The 18,283-nt window shown below is 70.0% G+C and carries 13 protein-coding genes; 10 read left to right on the top strand and 3 right to left on the bottom strand.

Annotated elements, in window-relative coordinates; translation table 11 throughout:
- Positions 1–13: 13 nt before the first annotated feature.
- The 4 genes from ACG00Y_RS26275 to ACG00Y_RS26260 all read left to right on the top strand — a co-directional run bounded on the left by ACG00Y_RS26275 (position 14) and on the right by ACG00Y_RS26260 (position 7,339).
- Positions 14–2,050 carry a preprotein translocase subunit SecA gene (locus ACG00Y_RS26275; protein WP_394484162.1) on the top strand — a complete coding sequence of 679 codons (2,037 nt, stop codon included), beginning with the start codon at positions 14–16 and terminating at the stop codon, positions 2,048–2,050.
- Positions 2,047–2,940, top strand: a complete 894-nt coding sequence (locus ACG00Y_RS26270) for an efflux RND transporter periplasmic adaptor subunit (RefSeq protein ID WP_394484160.1) — start codon at positions 2,047–2,049, stop codon at positions 2,938–2,940. The genes ACG00Y_RS26275 and ACG00Y_RS26270 overlap by 4 nt, the downstream gene beginning before the upstream one ends.
- Before the next feature lie 116 nt (positions 2,941–3,056).
- Complete coding sequence (locus tag ACG00Y_RS26265; protein WP_394484158.1) at positions 3,057–4,433, top strand: TolC family protein; 1,377 nt, start codon at positions 3,057–3,059, stop codon at positions 4,431–4,433.
- 251 nt (positions 4,434–4,684) lie between these two features.
- The gene (locus ACG00Y_RS26260; RefSeq protein WP_394484156.1) at positions 4,685–7,339 is read left to right on the top strand and encodes an ATP-binding protein; all 2,655 of its coding nucleotides are present in this window, start codon (positions 4,685–4,687) and stop codon (positions 7,337–7,339) included.
- A 342-nt stretch (positions 7,340–7,681) separates the two neighbouring features.
- Here the strand turns inward: ACG00Y_RS26260 and ACG00Y_RS26255 are convergent, their stop codons facing one another.
- Together ACG00Y_RS26255 and ACG00Y_RS26250 are read right to left on the bottom strand one after the other, a co-directional pair.
- Positions 7,682–10,525: a TonB-dependent receptor domain-containing protein gene (locus ACG00Y_RS26255; RefSeq protein WP_394484154.1), complete on the bottom strand. Its 2,844-nt coding sequence runs from the start codon at positions 10,523–10,525 to the stop codon at positions 7,682–7,684.
- A 64-nt stretch (positions 10,526–10,589) separates the two neighbouring features.
- Positions 10,590–11,351 (bottom strand): FadR/GntR family transcriptional regulator, encoded by a 762-nt coding sequence (locus ACG00Y_RS26250; protein WP_394484152.1) that lies wholly within the window; start codon positions 11,349–11,351, stop codon positions 10,590–10,592.
- A 177-nt stretch (positions 11,352–11,528) separates the two neighbouring features.
- On the opposite strand from ACG00Y_RS26250, the gene ACG00Y_RS26245 reads away from it, so the two are divergent.
- The 6 genes from ACG00Y_RS26245 to ACG00Y_RS26220 are packed head-to-tail and all read left to right on the top strand — an operon-like array spanning position 11,529 to position 17,775.
- A complete protein-coding gene (locus ACG00Y_RS26245) occupies positions 11,529–12,686 on the top strand; it encodes a mandelate racemase family protein (protein ID WP_394484150.1) in 1,158 nt (385 codons plus the stop codon).
- A gap of 2 nt (positions 12,687–12,688) precedes the next feature.
- The gene (locus ACG00Y_RS26240; RefSeq protein ID WP_394484148.1) at positions 12,689–14,311 is read left to right on the top strand and encodes an ABC transporter substrate-binding protein; all 1,623 of its coding nucleotides are present in this window, start codon (positions 12,689–12,691) and stop codon (positions 14,309–14,311) included.
- Positions 14,308–15,315 carry an ABC transporter permease gene (locus ACG00Y_RS26235; protein ID WP_394484146.1) on the top strand — a complete coding sequence of 336 codons (1,008 nt, stop codon included), beginning with the start codon at positions 14,308–14,310 and terminating at the stop codon, positions 15,313–15,315. The genes ACG00Y_RS26240 and ACG00Y_RS26235 overlap by 4 nt, the downstream gene beginning before the upstream one ends.
- Positions 15,312–16,208 carry an ABC transporter permease gene (locus tag ACG00Y_RS26230; RefSeq protein WP_394484144.1) on the top strand — a complete coding sequence of 299 codons (897 nt, stop codon included), beginning with the start codon at positions 15,312–15,314 and terminating at the stop codon, positions 16,206–16,208. The genes ACG00Y_RS26235 and ACG00Y_RS26230 overlap by 4 nt, the downstream gene beginning before the upstream one ends.
- On the top strand, positions 16,205–17,032 hold the full coding sequence (locus tag ACG00Y_RS26225) for an ABC transporter ATP-binding protein (RefSeq protein ID WP_394484142.1): 828 nt from the start codon (positions 16,205–16,207) through the stop codon (positions 17,030–17,032). The genes ACG00Y_RS26230 and ACG00Y_RS26225 overlap by 4 nt, the downstream gene beginning before the upstream one ends.
- Positions 17,029–17,775, top strand: a complete 747-nt coding sequence (locus ACG00Y_RS26220; RefSeq protein WP_394484140.1) for an ABC transporter ATP-binding protein — start codon at positions 17,029–17,031, stop codon at positions 17,773–17,775. The genes ACG00Y_RS26225 and ACG00Y_RS26220 overlap by 4 nt, the downstream gene beginning before the upstream one ends.
- Here the strand turns inward: ACG00Y_RS26220 and ACG00Y_RS26215 are convergent.
- Positions 17,772–18,266, bottom strand: a complete 495-nt coding sequence (locus ACG00Y_RS26215; protein ID WP_394484138.1) for a Rossmann-fold NAD(P)-binding domain-containing protein — start codon at positions 18,264–18,266, stop codon at positions 17,772–17,774. The two genes, ACG00Y_RS26220 and ACG00Y_RS26215, sit on opposite strands and share 4 nt — an antisense overlap.
- Positions 18,267–18,283: the final 17 nt, after the last annotated feature.

Below are 18,283 nucleotides of genomic sequence, written 5' to 3'. Positions count from 1 at the left end.
ACGTTGCGACTGAATGCGAGCCCTGACCCTGGACCCCAGCGCGCACCTCGCGGAAGACCGCCCGTATCCGGAACGGGCCGAGCCCCAGCCCCACCGGCTGGACCGCGTCGCGCGCTGGCTTCATGACCACAGTGTCGCGTGGCTCGCCCGGCAGCTGCAGTGGCACCGCCGACAGCTGGCGGGCTTCGTGCCACTCGTGGCCGCGCACGACGCCGACCTGCGCACACTCGATGCCGGCGCCCTGCAGGACCGTATTCGCGCTGCCCAGACGGCGCTGCGCGGTGCCGGCGTGCACGATCTGCGTCGCGTGGCGACATGTTTCGCCCTCGTACGCGAGGCCTCGGCCCGCACGCTGGGCATGCGCCACCACCCCTGCCAGCTGATGGCCGGGCTCGGGCTGGTCCAGGGTCGCCTGATCGAGATGGCCACCGGCGAAGGCAAGACCTTTGCAGCCACATTGGCGGCGGCCACCATGGCGCTTGCCGGCCACCCGGTGCACGTGATCACCGTCAACGACTATCTGGCGGAGCGCGACGGGCGGGAGATGGAGCCGCTCTACCGCTTTCTCGGGCTGTCGATGGGCGTGATCACGCATGGCATGGACCGGCCGGCACGACGCGCGAGCTACGCCTGCGACATCGTCTACTGCAGCAACAAGGAACTGGCGTTTGACTACCTGCGCGACCGGGTGGCCCCACGCGGCAGGTCTGGCGCCCTGCACCTGGCCTGGGATCAACTGCGCAAGGGCAGCGATGCCAAACTCGCTGATCGGGCCAGCCCGGCCAATCCAGCCGACACGGTTGTGCTGCGTGGCCTCGTCTTCGCGATCATCGACGAGGCCGACAGTGTGTTCATCGACGAGGCGCGCACGCCGCTCATCCTGTCCACCACGGTCGACGCACCGGACGAGAGCTTGCAGGTGCAGGAGATGCTGGCACTGGCCCGCAGCCTGGCGGCAGGCCTTCACCACGTGGTCGACAAGTTTGCCCGCACGGTCAGGCTGACGGATGCCGGCCGCGACGCCATCGACCTGCACGCGCCAGGCCGCAGCGGTTGGTGGAGTTCGGTGCGGGCGCGAGAGGAAAAGATGGAACAGGCCCTGAGTGCGATCACGCTGTTCGAGCGCGACCGGCACTACATGGTCACCGAGGGCGCGATCGTGATCGTCGACGAAGCGACCGGCCGCGCGATGCCGGACCGCTCTTGGGAACGCGGGCTGCACCAGTTCATCGAGGCCAAGGAAGGCCTGGCGTTGACCCCGCGCCGGGAGACGCTGGCGCGCATCACCTACCAGCGGCTGCTGCGCCGCTACCTGCGGCTGTCGGGCATGAGCGGCACCGCGGCCGAGGTGGCGCCTGAGATACGGCGCGTCTACGGGCTCGACGTGGTGCGCGTGCCGCTGCACCGGCCCTCGCGCCGCGTGCTGCTGGCCCCGACCTGTGTCGCCACGCGTGCGCAAAAGTGGCAGGCCGTGGTGGCGATCGTGCGCCGTGTCGCTGTGGAGCAAGGGCGGCCCGTGCTGATCGGCACGCGCTCGGTCGGCGCGTCGGAAGAGCTCAGCCAGGCGCTGGCTGAACACGGCATCGAGCACGCGCTGCTGAACGCGCGGCAGGACCAGGCCGAGGCTGACCTGATCGCGCAGGCCGGCCACGCGGGCCGCGTGACGGTGGCCACCAACATGGCCGGGCGGGGCACGGACATCCGGCTGGGTCCAGGGGTCGCCGAGCTGGGCGGGCTGCATGTGGTGCTGACCGAGTTTCATGGCTCCGCGCGCATCGACCGCCAGCTGATCGGTCGGTGCGCGCGCCAGCACGATCCGGGCAGCGCGCAGGCCGTCGTGGCGCTGGACGACGAGCTGTTCAGCACCTGCACCCCGCGCCTGGCAGCCTGGCTCGCCCGCGCTGAAGCGGCACCGGGCTGGCTGTATGGCGCGCTGCGCGCATGGGCACAACACACGTCTGAGGCACGCGATGCGCAGGCACGCGCACGCACCTTGGCACAAGACCGCCAGCTGCACCGCACGCTGGCCTTTTCTGGGAGTGGTGAATGAAGAGACGTTCTGCGGCGATGGGCACCGGCATGGTGTGGGCGGCAATGGGGTTCGGGTCGATGCTCACGGCGGCGAACGCGCAGAACCCGGGGCAGCAGGTGCAGCCTGTGCGGAGTAATGCCGAGAGCTTCGAGTGCGTGCTCGATGTCGACCAGACCGTCGAGCTGCGCGGCCCCAGCGAAACCAGGATCGCCAGCGTGCTTGTGCGCCGCGGCGACAAGGTGCGCGCCGGGCAGGCCCTGGTCCAGCTCGATGCCAGCGTCGAACAGTCGGCGCTGGATGCAGCTGCCTTCCGCGCCACCATGCAGGGCCGCATCGAGACCGCCCGCAACCGAGTCGACTATGCCGAGAAGAAGCTGACACGCACCACAGAGTTGCACCGGCAGAACTACGCCCCCCTGAAGGAACAGGAGGAAGCGCAGGCCGAAAGCAAGCTGGCGACGTCGGAACTCCGCGAAGCCGTGGAAGCTCAGGAACTGGCCAAGCGCGAGATGGCGCAAGCGCGCGACATCCTGGCGCGGCGCACCTTGCGCAGCCCGTTCGACGGTGTTGTCGTCGAGCGCCGCGGCCACCCCGGTGAACTGGCCGATGGCGGCCCGGCACGACAGCCCATCCTGAAGCTGGCGCGCATCGACCCCTTGCGCGTGGAAGCGGTGTTGCCGCTGGCGATGTGGGGCCGGCTCAAAGTCGCTGACACCGCCACCGTGTTGCCGGAAGGACTCGGCGGCCGGCATCCCGCGCGCATCACCCAGATCGATGGCCTGTTCGATGCGGCGAGCGGCACCTTCGGCGTGCAGCTCGCCATGATCAACCCCCAGGCGCGCTTGCCCGCAGGGATCCGCTGCAAGCTGGAGTTCGACGCGCGCCCTGCGGCAGGAACACGTCAATGAGCCCCCGTCGGATGCGGCTGGCAACCGGCCTCCTCGCGCACGCCCTGCTGCTTGCCGCCGCGCATGGGCAGGCGCAGGAACACGGGCAACAGCCAGTGCCCCCGCAAGAGCAAGAGTTGGCCCCGGCGCCACTGCAGACGCCGACCGCAGAGGTGGTGGCGGACCCGTGGCGCGTCATGCCTGCGGCCGCTGGGCCCGCCTGCGCCGACCACAACGCCAGCGCCAGCCCCATCCCCGCCGAGCCGCTGACACTGCAGCGCGCGGTGTCGATGGCCCTGTGCGCCAATCCCCGGACGCGATCCGCATGGGCCGCCGTGGCCGGGCAGGCGGCAGTGCAGGGGCAGGCCCGCGCAAGCCTGTTTCCCGTCGTCAACCTGACCGTCTCCCGCACCCGCGATGAGCAGCAGACCGGCCTCGGCGGCAACAACACCGTGCAGGCCAATGGCGGCAACCTCACGCTGAACTGGCTGCTGTTCGACTTCGGTGGGCGGCGCGCTGCGATCACGCAGGCCGACCAGGGCCTGCAGGCCGCGCTGGGCAGCCGTGACGCGGCGCTGCAGGACACGGTGGCCGAGGTTGCGCAGGCCTGGTACGAGGTGCAGGCGGGCGCCGGTGCCGTGGCCGCAGCCGAGGTGGCTGCCGCCAGCGCACGGGACATCCTCAAGTCGGCCGAAGCGCGGCTGGCAGTGGGCAGCGTCGTCCCTTTGGATGTGATGAAGGCTCGCATCGCCCTGTCACAAGCCCAGCTGGCGACAGCGCGGGCGCGCGGGGCTGAACGCATCGCACGGGGTGCGTTGGCCCGGGTGATGGGCGTGGACCTGCGCGTGCCGCTGACGCTGGCTTTCGAGCCGGAGGCCAGCGCAGCCGATGTCGCCTTGGCCGCTCGCTCGCCAGCGCAGGATCTGCAAACGCTGGTCGGCGAAGCCCTGGCGGCGCATCCGGCCCTGCGGGCGGCCCGTGCGCAAGTTCGCGCGGCGCAGGCGCGGCTCGACGGTGCGCGGGCTGAACGGTTGCCCAGCCTGAGCCTGAGCTACGGCAACTACCGCAATGGGCGCCCCAACACGGCGTTGACGAACGCGCAAAGCCGCGAACAGCTGGTGGCGCTGACGCTGTCGATCCCGCTGTTCGATGGCTTCGGGCGCTCCTATCGCATCCACGAGCAAGAGGCCAACCTGCAGGCACGCGTCGCCGATGCGGCGGCTGCAGAGTCGCGCATCGCCTTCGAGGTCTGGCGTGCCTACCAAACGGTCGAGGCCGAGACCGCCGCCGTCTCGGCAAGCAGCGAACTTGCCCAGGGCGCGCAGGAGGCGCTTGCCGCAGCGCGCGCCCGCCACCTCGCCGGCGCTGTCGACATCACGGAATGGTTGGACGCCCAGCGCCAAGACGCCAACGCCCGGCAGGAACACGTGGCCGCGTTGGCAGCCTGGCGCCATGCGCGCGTGCGGCTGTTGTCCAGCCTGGGGCGGTCGGGATTCTGGGAAGCCAAGGACTAGTGCAGTGTTTCGCGCTTGGAGGTGCTTATGGGGCTGCGGATTTGGCTTCCTGGCTAGGCGCAAACCGCAGCGATACCGGGGTATCGCGAGGATTTGCAACAACGCCAGGGGGCCAAAGGCGTGGCCGCATAAGTGCCGGATAGCGTGAAACGCTGCACTAGCAGCGTGGGGCCTGCAAACCGCAGCGCGTGCTTCGGCCGGCCCATGCCGAGCCGGTATGCTGCGTTGCATCACTCCCAAGACAACTCAACATGGATGAGGCGCGCTGGAGTGCCTCACGTCACGACTTGTCCAGGGCCTCCGTTTTGCCGAACACCCAACCTCGCCGGCCCGCCGCAGAACGGTATCTATTCGGCCCATCGCAGCGCTTCGAATTCCAGCCTGACGAACACCGTCTGCTGATCGACGGCCAGGCGGCCCCCCTCGGCCGGCGCGCGCTGGACCTGCTGCGGGTGCTGGCAGAGCGCCCCGACCGCCTGATCAGCAAGACCGATCTGTTGGACCTCGTCTGGCCCGGCCTGGTGGTTGAAGAAGCCAACCTGCAGATGCAGATCAGCAAGCTGCGCAAGGTGCTCGGCGGCGAAGTGATCACCACGGTGCCGGGGCGCGGCTACCGCTTCACGGCAGCGGTGAGCAAGGTCTCGGGAGCACCAGCCGCCCCGCCCTCCCCGCCCGACACTGCACCGGCGCCCGCTTCCGCGACGCCGGCAAGACCTGCTGTCAGGGGATCGCGCCTGATCGGCCGCGACGCCGACCTGGCGCGTGTCGAACGCCTGCTGCAGCCCGGCGGCAGCCTCAGCCTGGTGGGCCCGTCGGGCGTGGGCAAGACCTCGCTGGCACGCGCGGTGGCGGCCGGCTGGCCCGGCCGCTGCGTCTGGGTCGACCTCGCCGCGCTGACAGGCGGCCATCAAGTGGCCGGCGCCATCGCCCGCGCGCTCGGGCTGCAGCTGACCGGCGGTGATGACGAAGCACCGGATCAGTTGCTCGCGGCGCTGCGGCACGAGACCCTGCTGCTGGTGCTGGACAACGCCGAGCATTTGATCCAGGTCTGCGCCGAACTGGCCTCGCTGCTGCGTCCCGTGGCCGGCGTTCAGCTGCTGGTGACGAGCCAGGCGCCGCTGGCCGTGGCGGGCGAGCGTGTGCTGCGGCTTGAGCCTCTGGCATTGCCCGGGCCCGGCCATGATCCGGACCGGCCCGAGGAAGAAGGCGCATTGGCGCTGCTGCTGGAACGTATCAGCGCCGCCGATCACCACTTCACCCCCACGCCTGCAGCACTGCCGGCGCTGCGCGCGCTCTGCGTCCAGCTCGACGGCCTGCCGCTGGCGCTGGAGATGGCGGCCGCGCGGGTGCCGCTGCTTGGCTTGCAAGGTGTGCACGACGCCCTGGCGCAGCGCTTCGCCCTGCTCACCCGCGGCCATCGCGACGCGGCCGCGCGCCATCGCACGCTGCACAACGCGCTCGACTGGAGCTACCGCCTGCTCGGCGCGGCCGATCAGCGATTGTTCCGGTCGCTCGGCGTCTTCACTGGCGGCTTCACCCTCGACCTCGCCGTCGCCCTGATGACCGACGACCCGCAGGCGCGCTGGGATGTCATCGACGGGCTGGCGACGCTGGCTGATCGCTCGCTGATCGTCGTCAGTCATGACGACCCACCGCGCTACCGCTTGCTCGAGACGATGCGGGCCTTCGCGCTGGATCAGCTCGCCCTGGCGCCGGCAGCGCCCGACGAGGCCGATGCCGTCCGGCGCCGCCACGTGGCCGCTGTGCTCGCCCTGTTCTCGCGGGCCACGGCGGACAACCCCGCCTTGCTGGCGCTGTGCATCGCCGAAATGGAAAACGCGCGCGACGCACTCGCCTGGGCTCGCGAGCACGAACTCGCCCTGGCCACGGCGCTGAGCATTCGGGTGGTCACCCTCACCACCTTCACGGTCTGGCGCCATGAGTCGGGCAATTGGTTCCTGGCGCTGGAGCCCCGCATGAACGAGCCCGCCGGCCAGGCCTTGCCGGCTGAACTGCAGGCGAACTGGTGGACGGAGCGCGGGCGAATCGGCGCCATCCGTCGCGAAGCCAATGCCAGTGTCGCCGGGCGGCGTGCGGTCGCCCTGTGGCGGCAGCTCGGGCAGCCGCGCAAGCTGCTGTTCGCCACCCTGGTGTGGGTCCGCAGCGTTGCTGTGGCGGGCCAGGAACTCGACGACGCCTGCGCCGAACTGGAGTCGCAGGTCGCCGCCACAGCCGATCTGGCGCCAACCGAACGCCTGCATGTGGCAGGCGCGCTGTGCCGAGCGGCCGTTACCCGCGGCGACCATCAGGCCGCGCTCATGTTGCATCAGCAGCAGTTCGACCTGGCCCGCGAGCTCGGCAAGCACGACATGCAGGACGCCATCGAGTCTTCCATCGTCAGCACCTTGCACATCCTCGACCGCAACGCCGAGGCTGCCGAGCGCGGCCAATCGCTGCTCGCCAGGGTCGATGCCGACGGGAGCGGCACGAACGGAAACCTGCCCTGGGTGTTGGGCGCGCTGATGGCCGCCTGGGTGGCGCTGGGGCGGCTCGGCGAAGCCCGGGCGCTGCTGCCGCGCCTGTTCACCGCCGCCCGACGCTTCGCCACGCCCACGCTGTCGCTGCAGTTCTGTGCTCTGGCCGTCGCCGAGCGGCGTTTTGGCGCTGCAGCCCTACTGGTGGGCTACGCCCGCCAGGGCTACGAGAGCCGCAGCATGCAGTTCGAGCCTGAGGAGCAGGACCTGATCGAACGGGTGCGCTGCGCGGCCTGCGCCGAACTGGGCGCCGGGCCTGTAGAAGCACTGGAACGGCAAGGCCGATCGCTCGGCGACGCCGACGCAGAATCACTGACCAAGGACGAAACGTCCGGCGAGATCTTGGCCCCGAATCAGCGCACGCGAACCTGACAGGTCCTAGTCTTACTGTGTCACAAGAATAGCGACTGAGCCCGTTGGCACCGCGTGCGTTGAGGACCGAACTGCGGGGAGATTCCCGCTACGATTTTTCTGCAGTAACTTACGCAGTAACCGCCCAAACACACGCGCAGGAACTTAGGAGCTACGCGGCCTGCAAGGCCGTTTTCGATCCTCCTCCTCTCCACCACTCATACACAGGGGTTGCCACCACAAGGTCGCAGCCCCTTGTTCTTGCTGGCCACCGGAAGATAAAAAAAGCCCCGGCGGCTGCCGGGGCTTGAAGGTCTTCGCAGAACGAAGACTCACCAGTAACGATGCAGTAAGCGCAGGGCTTCAGAACCGGTATTCGCCCGTCAGCACATAGGCCCGGCCCAGCACGTCGGCCACGCTGGTCAGGTAGCCGCGGTAGGCGGTGTGGTTGGTCAGCGGCGGTTCCTTGTCGAGCAGGTTGCTGACGCCCAGCGACAGCTTCACGTTCTTGAAGCCGCTGTACTTCACCATCAGGTTGTATTGCGCGTAGGCCTCGACATCGCGCGGCCCGGTCGTGCCGGCGCCGGTGGCGGCAGGCAGGTTCTGGTCCACGATCTTGCTCTGGTAGCGCTGCGAGATCTGCACCATCCACTCCGGGTTCTGCCAGGCCACCTGCGCCGTGTGGCGCCAGCGGTTGTTCAGGCCGCGCGTGGCGTTGGACAGGCCGGCGTTGGGGTTGACCGGCACCACGTCGTTGTAGAAGCCCAGCGCCGAGACCCAGTTGCCGCCATTGACGCCCTCGGAGCGCGCCTCCCACTTCGTCAGGTAGGCGATGTCGATGCCGCCCGACAGCGTGCCCCAGGACTGCTTGGGCGCGATGTACTTCAGGCTGGCGTCGATGCCGGCGCCACGCAGCGAGCCGACGTTGGACGGCGTGTTGATGACGGCGTCGCGCGAGCCTGAGCCGGACAGCACGCCCAGCGTGCCGTCGGGGTTGCGCAGGAACAGGCCAGGATAGGTGGCGGGGTTGGCCAGGATGTAGTCGATGGCGCGGTTGCCGATGACCTCATCGATCTGCGTGCGCCAGTAGTCCAGCGTCAGCGTCAGGTTCTTGATGGGCTCGAAGCCGCCGCCGAAGGTCAGGCTGCGCGAGGTCTCGGGCTTGACGCCGGCGTTGTTGGGCACCTTGGTGATCTGGTTGTAGCCGGTCAGGCTGCAGACCAGTTCGGGCGCGAAGCCCGGCTTGGCCGTCGGCACGCCGTTCACGGTGGGGCAGTTCAGCGGGTCGTTGAACACCGGGATCAGCGTGCGCTCGGTCTCTTTGGTATAGATCTCGGGCAGGCTGGGCGCGCGGTAGCCGGTGTTGGCCGAGGCGCGCAGCACCAGGCTCTTCAGCGGCGTCCAGCGCGCGCTGAGCTTGGGGTTGACCGTGGTCTCGCCGAGGTCGCCGTACTTGTCGCCGCGCACCGAGGCATTCAGCGTCAGGTCGCGGCGGATCGGCGCGTCCAGCTCGGCAAACAGCGAGGTGATGGTGCGGCCGATCTGGGTGCTCGTGGCGGAGGTGGCGCCGCTGGAGAGGTTGTCGCCGCCCAGCAGGTCGATCTGGCCGTTCAGCGCGGTCGACAAGTCATTGCCCGCCTGGCCGATGGCCTTCCAGGTGTCGCGGCGCAGCTCGCCGCCCATGGCCAGCATCATGTCGCCGCCGGCGAGCTTCATGACGCTGCGCGAGAAGGTGGCGTCCAGGCTGGCGTTCTCGGCGCGGTGCAGGCGCAGCGTGCGACCGTCGATCGACGCGCCGGCCAGCAACTCCAGGCCGGCGGCGTCCTGCAGGCCGAAGGGGTTGAGCTTGGGGTCGAGGAACAGCGTGCGCGACGTGGTGCCCTGCACGCTGGCGATGCCACTCACCTTCAGCCAGCCCGAGCCGGCCTTGGTGTTGCGCTCGGAGCGGCCGTAACTCAGGCCGGTGCGGTATTCCCAGCTGCCCAGGGCGCCCTCGGCGGTCAGCACCAGGCGGTCGTTGCTGTGAACGTCGTTGCGGATGCGCGCGCCGGCATCGGCCACCGACCACAGCACGTCGATGGGCCGGCCGCCCAGGTTCAGACCTGGCACCGCCGGCACCTTGCCGTTGCCGGGGTAGTAGGGGTGGGTGCTCGTCAGCCGCACGGTGGGCGCGGCGGGGTTGTTGTACTGGTCGACCTCGAACTCGCTGTGGTTGAACTCGGCCGTAATCTGGTGGTCGCCCGCCAGCAGCAGCTTGCCCTGGGCGTAGAAGTTCAGGATGCCGTTCTTGTTGCCGAAGGTCGTGTACTGCGTGTTGGCGTCCAGGAAGCAAGTCTGCCGCCCGCCCGAGGTGCTGGGCACCGAGTACGGCGGCATGCAGCCGGTCGCGAACATCGGGTTGTGGCGCACGGTGCGCAGCGCCGTCGTCGGGTTGGTGGGGTCGGTGAAGTTGCCCGGCGTTGCGTTCGCGCCCAGGCCCGGCGCGGTGCTGATGCCAAGCGCGGTCAGCGCGGAGCCGTCGGTCAGCTCGGGGCGCGCGGCGCGCGGCAGTTCCTCGCGCTTCTGGATGTCGAAGGCCGCATACACGTTCCAGCGGTCCGCCGCCAGGTCGCCGAAGCCCGCGATCAGCCCCAGCGCGCGCGTGGCGCCGCCGCCGGAGCGCTCGGGCTGCATGGCCTCCAGCTTGATGCCCACACCCTTGTAGGCCGGCAGCGTGTAGAAGGCCTGCACGCCGCCCATGGCGTCAGAGCCGTAGCTGGACGAGGCACCGTCGCGCAGGATGTCGACATGGCTCAGCGCCATGCGCGGCATCACGTTGACGCTGACGTACTGGTTGGTGAGCGGCTCCTTGGCCAGGCGGCGGCCGTTCAGCAGCGTCAGCGTGCGCATGGGGCCGAAGCCGCGCAGGCTGGTCATCGGCCCGGCCGTGCCGGCGTTGGTGCCCAGCGAGTTGGCCTGCGGCAGCTCCAGCATCATGTCCTTCAGCTCGGTGTTGACGCGGGCACTCAGCTCGGTCGCCTTCATCGACGTGACCGGCAGCGCGGCCTCGTCGTTGAGCGAGCGCCGGATGATGGAGCCGGTGATCTCGACGCGCTCGATGACCTGGGTCTCCTGCGCCTGCGCCAGCGGGTGGCTGCCGGCGAGGGCCAAGAGTGCGAGAGTGATCGCGGTCGGGCGGGCGCCCGACGGGCGACGGGGGTGATGCATGGCTTGTCTCCTGGGATGGACTGGATCGGGGTGTGGCCTCTGCGTGCCTGGCCCCGGGGGTGGATCAGCGACTGGCGTTCTTCATGCGTTCACGGCTGTTGTTCAGGTGCATGAACATGGCGGCGCGCGCACCGGCGGCGTCGCCTCGGCGAATGGCCTCCAGCACGGCCCAGTGCTCCTGGGCGGTGAACTCCTTGCCGGGGCGCAGCTCGGGCGACGGCTCGCCGAAGCGGGCCGCCTTCGCGCTGCTGCTGTTGCTGCGCCGGGCAGCGGCTTGGCGCGGGATGGTGGCGCTGCTCAGCGAGCGCAGCACATGCGAGAAGTACTCGTTGCCGGTGGCCTGGGCCAGCAGTTCGTGGAAGCGGAAATCCGCCTCGGCCGTGGCCTCGCCAGTGCTGTGCTGGGTGTCGAAGTCGTCCAGCGCCTGCTCCATGGCGGCAAGCAGCTCCGGCGTGCGGCGCTGCGCGGCCAGCGCGGCGGCCTCGGGCTCCAGGCTCAGGCGCAGCTCCAGCATGGCCAGCTTCTGCTGCAGCTTCAGCACCGCACCCGGCGCGGGCTGCAGCGGAGGCATGTCGACCTTGGGCGACAGCACAAAGCTGCCCACGCCCTGCTGCGTGCGCAGCAACCCGCCGGCCTGCAGCCGCGAGATGGCCTCGCGCACGACGCTGCGGCTGACGCCGAACTCCTGCATCAACACCGGCTCGGTGGGCACGCGGTCGCCCGGCTTCAGTGCGCCGCTGCTGATGCGCTCGGAGAGCCCGTCGACGACGCGCTGCGACAGGCTGGGCGCGCGGGGCGTGGCTGACGAAGGGTGGTGGGTGGTCACGGCACGGATCTGGAAGTTAGCCAAGTCATCTGACGACTGATGTCAGTATAGGCAAGTCATCCGATCTTTTGGCAACCAGGCTCTAGCGGATATCTCATGGTTTTCCCTTTGCACGCTGGCGAAACGCAACACCGTATGTACACTGCCAGTCATCAGACGACTGATGAGATTGCAGACATGATCAAGATTGAAAGCGTGAGCGCCGTCGAGTTCACCCACCCGACGCGGCGCTCGGTCGACGCGGCCGGCCACTCCCACCCCGGCCCACTGGGCACGGGCCACCTGGCACTGCTGACCATCCGCAGCACGGACGGCGTCGAGGGCCATTGCTTCGCGCCGCCGCAGGTCGTGCGCCCGCATGTGCTGAACCAGTTCGTGCGCCGCGTGCTGGTGGGCGGCAACGCGCTGAACCGCGAGAAGCTCTGGGCCGAGCTGGAGCACTGGCAGCGCGGCAGTGCCGGCCAGCTGACCGACCGCGCGCTGGGCGCCGTCGACAGCGCGCTGTACGACCTGATCGGCCGCACGCTCAACACGCCGGTCTACCAACTGCTGGGCGGCTACCGCGACAAGATCCCCGCCTACGGCAGCACCATGTGCGGCGACGAACTGGCCGGCGGGTTGTCCACGCCCGAGGACTACGCCGACTTCGCGCTCAAGCTGGTGGCGCGCGGCTACAAGGCCATCAAGCTGCACACCTGGATGCCGCCCGTGGCCTTCGCGCCCAGCACGACCATGGACATCGCCGCCTGCACCGCCGTGCGCGAGGCCGTGGGGCCGGACATCGCGCTGATGCTGGACGGCTACCACGAGTACAGCCGCACCGACGCGCTGCGCATCGGCCGCGCGCTGGAGGAGCTGGAGTTCACCTGGTTCGAAGAAATGATGAACGAGCAGAGCACGGCCTCGTACACCTGGCTCGCAGGCCAGCTGCGCATTCCCATCCTGGGCCCCGAGAGCCTGTCGGGCAAGCACTACGCGCGCGCCGGCTGGGTCACGGCGGGTGCCAGCGACATCCTGCGCGCCGGCGTCACCGGCTGCGGCGGCATCGGCCCGACGATGAAGGTCGCGGCGCTGGCCGAGTCCTTTGGCATGTTCTGCGAGGTCCACGGCAATGGCGCGCCCAACCTGGCCGTGTGCGGGGCGATCCGCAACTGCCGCTGGTACGAGCGCGGCCTGCTGCATCCCTTCCTCGACTACGAGGAAGTGCCGGCCTACCTGAACGCCATCGTCGACCCGATGGACAACGAAGGCTATGTGTCGCTGCCGCAGGGCCCCGGCCTGGGCGAGGACATCAACTTCGACTACATCGCCAAGCACACCGTCGCGACGTACTGAGCATGCTGCCCGCATCGCACTTGCCGCTGAAGCGGCGTCATCTGCCTGCGCTGTTCGTTGCAGGCTGGGGCGCCGCCCATGCCGACTCGCCCGACGACCAGTTGCTGGTCGGCATGAGCATGAACAACCTGCTCTCGCTGGACCCCGCTGCCGCCACAGGGCTGGACGCCGCAACGGTGGCCTGCAACTTCTACGACAGCCTGCTGGAAGTCGACGCGGCGGACACCACGAAGATGCGCCCCAGCCTTGCGGAAAGTTGGACTGTTAGCGAAGGCGGCCGGCGCTTGACGTTCAAGCTGCGGCAAGACGTGCGCTTCGCCAGCGGCCGGCCGCTGACGGCCGCGCACGCGGCCTGGTCGCTGCAGCGCGTGTTGAAGCTGAACCTGGCGCTGGCCTCGGTCTGGAAGAGCTACGGCTTCACCGCCGCCAACGCCGCCACGGCCATCCGCGCCGAGGACGCCGGGACGCTGGTCATGGACCTGCCCCAGCCCACCGACCCGGTGCTGGTGCTGATGACGCTGGCCACGTCCATGAGCGGCTACGTCGTCGACCGCGACACGGTGCTGGCGCACGAGGTCAAGGGGGACCTCGGCAACGCCTGGCTGACCACACACGCCGCCGGCTCGGGCGCCTTCGAGCTGGAGGAATGGCGGCCCAAGGAGCTGTTGACCATGCGCCGCGCCGCGCGCTACTGGCAGGCACCGGCCAGGCTGCGCCGCGTCGTCGTGCGGCACATGACCGAGTCGCAGACGCTGCGGCTGATGCTGGCGCGTGGCGACCTGGACGTGGCCGGCGGCATGTCCGCGCCCGACGTGCGCGCATTGGCACGGCGGCCCGAGCTGGTCGTCGAGGAGGTGCGCCGCGCCACGATGTACTACGTCGCCGTCAACGCCCGCCACCCACGCTTTGCCGACGAGCGCGTGCGCCGCGCAGTGCTTCGCCACCTGATCGACTTCCAGGGCGTGGCCGGCGGCGTGCTGCCCTTCTACGGCGAGCTGCAGATGCGGCCCGTGCCACCGGGGCTGCCGGCCTCCCTGCCCCAGCCGCCCTATTCGTTCGACCCCACCGCTGCCCGCCGCCTGCTGGCCCAGGCCGGGCTGCCGAACGGCTTCGACACGACCATCCGCGTCGTCGCCGAGGCGCCCTTCACCGGCATCGCCACCAGCCTGCAGGCCACGCTGGCCGAAGGCGGCATCCGCGCCAGCATCCTGCCGGGCACCGGCAACCAGGTCTACGGCGCGATGCGCGAACGCACGTTCGAGATCATCGTCGGCCGCGGCGGCGGCGGCGCCGAGGCGCACCCGCATTCCAGCCTGCGCGCCCTCGTCTACAACCCCGACAACCGCGACAGCGCGCGCCTGAGCAACTTCCAGGGCTGGCGCACCGGCTATGCAGACCCCGAGTTGAACCGCCTCATTGAGCAGGCGCTGCTGACGCTCGATGCGGCCGAGCAGACGGCGCTGTACCGCCAGGCCCAGCAGCGACTCGACAGCCATGTTGCCGCCATCCAGCCCATCGCGCAGATGCTTGACACGCAGGTCCTGCGCCGCGCGGTGCAAGGCTATGTCGGTCATCCCAGCGGCGCCACGCGGCTGCGCGAGGTCTACAAGGTGAGCAAGCGATGAAGGCGAAATGGATACGCGGAACCACCGGCGCGGCAACGGCGCTGCTGGGCCTGCTGCTGCTGACCTTCATGATCGGCCGCGTGATGCCGCTGGACCCGGTGCTGGCCATCGTCGGCCCCGACGCCGACCGCGCCACCTACGAGCAGGTCTACAAGCAGTTGGGCCTGGACCGGCCGCTGTGGGCGCAGTTCGGCCGTTATCTCGGCGACCTGGCCCAGGGCGACCTGGGCCGCTCGCTGCTGACCGGCCTGCCCGTCACGCAAGACCTGGCACGCGTGCTGCCGGCCACGCTGGAGCTGGCCACGCTGGCCATCCTGCTGGGCGCGCTGCTGGGCGTGCCGCTGGGCGTGTGGGCGGCCAGCCACCACAAGCGCTGGCCCGACCATGTCGCCCGTGTCGTCGGCCTGCTGGGCCACTCTACGCCGATCTTCTGGTTCGGCATGATGGGCCTGCTGGTGTTCTACGCTTGGCTGGGCTGGGCCGGCGGCATCGGCCGCATCGGCCTGGGCTTCGAGGGCGCGATACCGCGCGTGACCGGCCTCATGCTGATCGACACGCTGCTGGCCGGCGACACCGCCGCCTTCCGCAGCGCGCTGCGCCACCTGCTGCTGCCGGCCTGTGTGCTGGGCCTGCACTCCATGGCCTACCTGAGCCGCATGACGCGCAGCTTCATGCTCGCCCAGCTCAGCCAGGAATACATCACCACGGCACGCGTCAAGGGCCTGAGCCGGCGCCAGGTGGTGTGGGGCCATGCCTTCCTGAACATCCGCGTGCAGCTGCTGACCATCCTGGCGCTGGCCTACGGCGGCCTGCTGGAGGGCGCCGTGCTCGTGGAGACCGTGTTCGGCTGGCCCGGCTTCGGCAGCTACCTGACCGGCAGCCTGCTGCTGGGCGACATGAACGCGGTGATGGGCTCGGTGCTCGTCATCGGCCTGCTGTTCGTCGCGCTGAACCTGACCGCCGACGCGCTCTACCGCGTGTTTGACCCGAGAGCCCGCTCATGACGACCGCATCCCTTCCCGCCGCCCCCTCGCCGGCCGGTCTCTGGCAAGCCTGGTGGCTCGATGCCAGCGCCACCGCGCGCAAGCTGCTGGCCAACCCGCTGACCGCCGTCGGCGTGGCCGTCATCGCCGTGCTGGTGGCCGTGGCGCTGTTCGCGCCGTGGATCGCCACGCACGACCCGCTGCGGCAGGATCTTTCGGCAGCCCTGCTGCCGCCCAGCGCGGCGCACTGGTTCGGCACCGACGAGTTCGGCCGCGATGTCTTCAGCCGCCTCGTGCACGGCACGCGCATCACCCTCTTCATCGTCACGCTGGTGACCGTCGTCGTCGGGCCGCTGGGCATGGCGGTCGGCGTCGTGTCGGGCTACTTCGGCGGGCGCGTCGACACGCTGTGCATGCGCGTGGCCGATGTCTTCCTGTCCTTCCCCAGCCTGGTGCTGGCGCTGGCCTTCGTCGCCGCTTTGGGCCCGGGGCTGGACCATGCCGTGCTGGCCATCGCGCTGACCGCCTGGCCGCCCATCGCCCGCCTGGCCCGCGCCGAGGCGATGACGCTGCGCAACGCCGACTTCATCGTCGCCGCCCAGCTGCAGGGCGCCTCGCACCTGCGTGTGCTGTGGCGCCACCTGGCGCCGCTGTGCCTGCCGTCGGTGCTGGTGCGGCTGACGATGAACATGGCCTCGGTCGTGCTGACGGCGGCCGGCCTGGGCTTCCTGGGCCTGGGCGCGCAGCCGCCGCTGCCGGAGTGGGGCTCGATGATTTCCGAGGGCCGCCGCTACATGCTGGACAGCTGGTGGACCGTGGCCGCGCCCGGCGCCGCCATCCTGGCCGTCAGCATGGCCTTCAACCTGCTGGGCGACGGCCTCAACGACGCGCTCGACCCGAGGCAATCGTCATGAGTGAACCTCTGCTTCAAGTCCAGGGCCTGCAAGTGGCCTACGGCACGACGCCCATCGTGCGCGGCGTGTCCTTCATGCTGGGCCGCGAGAAGGTGGCCGTGGTCGGCGAGTCCGGCTCCGGCAAGACCACGGTCGGCCGCGCGCTGTTGAAGCTGCTGCCCCGCCAGGCGCGCATCAGCGCCGAGCGTCTGCAGTTCGACGGCGTCGACCTGCTGCGGGCCGGCGAGCGCGACATGGCCGCGCTGCGCGGCCGGCGCCTGTCGATGATCATGCAGGACCCGAAGTACTCGCTGAACCCGGTCATGAGCATCGGCCGGCAGATCGGCGAGGCGGTGCAGCGCGGCGAGCGACTCGCCAAGGCCGAGTGCGCCGAGCGCGTGGAGGCGCTGCTGGCCCGTGTGCACATCCGCGAGCCGCGGCGCGTGGCGGCGCAGTACCCGCACGAGGTGTCCGGCGGCATGGGCCAGCGCGTGATGATCGCGATGATGCTGGCGCAGCGCCCGCAGCTGCTGATCGCCGACGAGCCGACCTCGGCGCTGGACGTGTCGGTGCGCCAGGAGGTACTGATGCTGCTGGACGAACTGGTCGCCGAGCAAGGGCTGGCCCTGCTATTCATCAGCCACGACCTGAACCTGGTGCGGCACTTCTGCGACCGCGTGCTGGTGATGTACGCCGGCCGCATCGTCGAGACGCTGGCCGCCGCCGACCTGGCCCAGGCCCGCCACCCCTACACGCAAGGCCTGATGGCCGCCCTGCCCAGCCTGCGCCACCGCCGCGCCGTGCTGCCGGTGCTGCAGCGGGACGCTGCCTGGAGTGCCGCATGACGGCGATGTTGTCGGTGAAAGACCTGCGCCTGGCCTTCGGCGAGGGCGCCGAGGCGCGCACGGTGCTGCATGGCGTGAGCTTCGACATCGAGCGCGGCCAGGCCTTCGGGCTGGTGGGCGAGTCGGGCTCGGGCAAGACCACGGTGCTGCGCTGCCTGGCCGGGCAGTACCGGCACTGGCAGGGCGAGGTGGCGATGAACGGCGAGGCCTACCGGGGCGAGCGCAGCCCGGCGCATGCGAGCCGCGCGCAGATGGTGTTCCAGGACCCGTATGGCTCCCTGCACCCACGCCACACGGTGCGCACCGCGCTGGCCGAGCCGCTGCGCGTGCAGGGGCTGGACCGCATCGACGAGCGCATCGACGAGGTGTTGCTGCAGGTCGGCCTGCCGGTGGCTTTCCGCTTTCGCTACCCGCACCAGATCTCCGGCGGCCAGCGCCAGCGCGTCGCCATCGCCCGTGCGCTCATCCTCAAGCCGCCGTTGCTGCTGCTGGATGAGCCGACCTCGGCGCTGGACGTCTCGGTGCAGGCCGAGGTGCTGAACCTGCTGGCCGACCTGCGGGCGCGGCATGGCCTGACCTATCTGCTGGTCAGCCACGACCTGGGCGTGGTGGCCCATCTGTGCGACCGGCTTGCCGTCATGCAGCAGGGCCGCATCGTCGAGACGCTGAGCACCGAAGCGCTGTGCCAGGGCGATGCTCAGCACGACTACACGCGGACGCTGGTCGCCGCAGCCGAAGCCTAGTTCAGACTGAGCAGCAGCGCCGCCTGCAGGATGCGGCAGCGCCGCAGGTCCAGCGGCTTGCTGCCTGGCAGCTCGTCGGCCAGCCCGGCCGTCGGATGCTCGGGCGTGGCCAGGCCGGCAAAGATCGGGATGTCCGAGCCCTGCGAGATGCGCCGCACCACCGCCAGCGGCAGGTGCTGGCATTCGACCGCGTCGTAGAGGCGGCCCAGCATGCGGGCGACGGCGTCGATCTGCGCCTCGCTGCTGCCCTCGTCCAGCCCGGGCAGTACCAGCGACACATGGGCGCCCAGCGCCGTCGCGGCCTGCACGAACTCACGGGCGCTGTCGTCGCCCTGGGCGTCCGACAACAGCGCCAGCCGCTTGCCGCGCAGCGGCTGGCGGGCCAGCACCTCCGCGTTCGACAAGCCGCGTGCGCGCACCACCAGCGCGGCGGTGTTCTGCAGCAGGGCGGCATCGGCGTGCGTGGTCGCTTGACGGACGGGTGAAGACATGGCCGGCAGCGTAGCGA

Origin of the sequence: Pelomonas parva (assembly GCF_043555835.1) — a bacterium.
Classification (GTDB): domain Bacteria; phylum Pseudomonadota; class Gammaproteobacteria; order Burkholderiales; family Burkholderiaceae_C; genus Pelomonas; species Pelomonas parva.
Note: the sequence above shows the minus strand (reverse complement) of the source record. Positions and strands in the feature narration are given on the sequence as shown.

What these genes read in the sequence shown, in the direction of transcription:
- ACG00Y_RS26275 (WP_394484162.1), top strand. Translation starts at nt 14, where the DNA reads ATGCGAGCCCTGACCCTGGACCCCAGCGCGCACCTCGCGGAAGACCGC.
- ACG00Y_RS26270 (WP_394484160.1), top strand. Translation starts at nt 2,047, where the DNA reads ATGAAGAGACGTTCTGCGGCGATGGGCACCGGCATGGTGTGGGCGGCA.
- ACG00Y_RS26260 (WP_394484156.1), top strand. Translation starts at nt 4,685, where the DNA reads ATGGATGAGGCGCGCTGGAGTGCCTCACGTCACGACTTGTCCAGGGCC.
- ACG00Y_RS26255 (WP_394484154.1), bottom strand. Translation starts at nt 10,525, where the DNA reads ATGCATCACCCCCGTCGCCCGTCGGGCGCCCGCCCGACCGCGATCACT.
- ACG00Y_RS26245 (WP_394484150.1), top strand. Translation starts at nt 11,529, where the DNA reads ATGATCAAGATTGAAAGCGTGAGCGCCGTCGAGTTCACCCACCCGACG.
- ACG00Y_RS26240 (WP_394484148.1), top strand. Translation starts at nt 12,689, where the DNA reads ATGCTGCCCGCATCGCACTTGCCGCTGAAGCGGCGTCATCTGCCTGCG.
- ACG00Y_RS26235 (WP_394484146.1), top strand. Translation starts at nt 14,308, where the DNA reads ATGAAGGCGAAATGGATACGCGGAACCACCGGCGCGGCAACGGCGCTG.
- ACG00Y_RS26230 (WP_394484144.1), top strand. Translation starts at nt 15,312, where the DNA reads ATGACGACCGCATCCCTTCCCGCCGCCCCCTCGCCGGCCGGTCTCTGG.
- ACG00Y_RS26225 (WP_394484142.1), top strand. Translation starts at nt 16,205, where the DNA reads ATGAGTGAACCTCTGCTTCAAGTCCAGGGCCTGCAAGTGGCCTACGGC.
- ACG00Y_RS26220 (WP_394484140.1), top strand. Translation starts at nt 17,029, where the DNA reads ATGACGGCGATGTTGTCGGTGAAAGACCTGCGCCTGGCCTTCGGCGAG.
- ACG00Y_RS26215 (WP_394484138.1), bottom strand. Translation starts at nt 18,266, where the DNA reads ATGTCTTCACCCGTCCGTCAAGCGACCACGCACGCCGATGCCGCCCTG.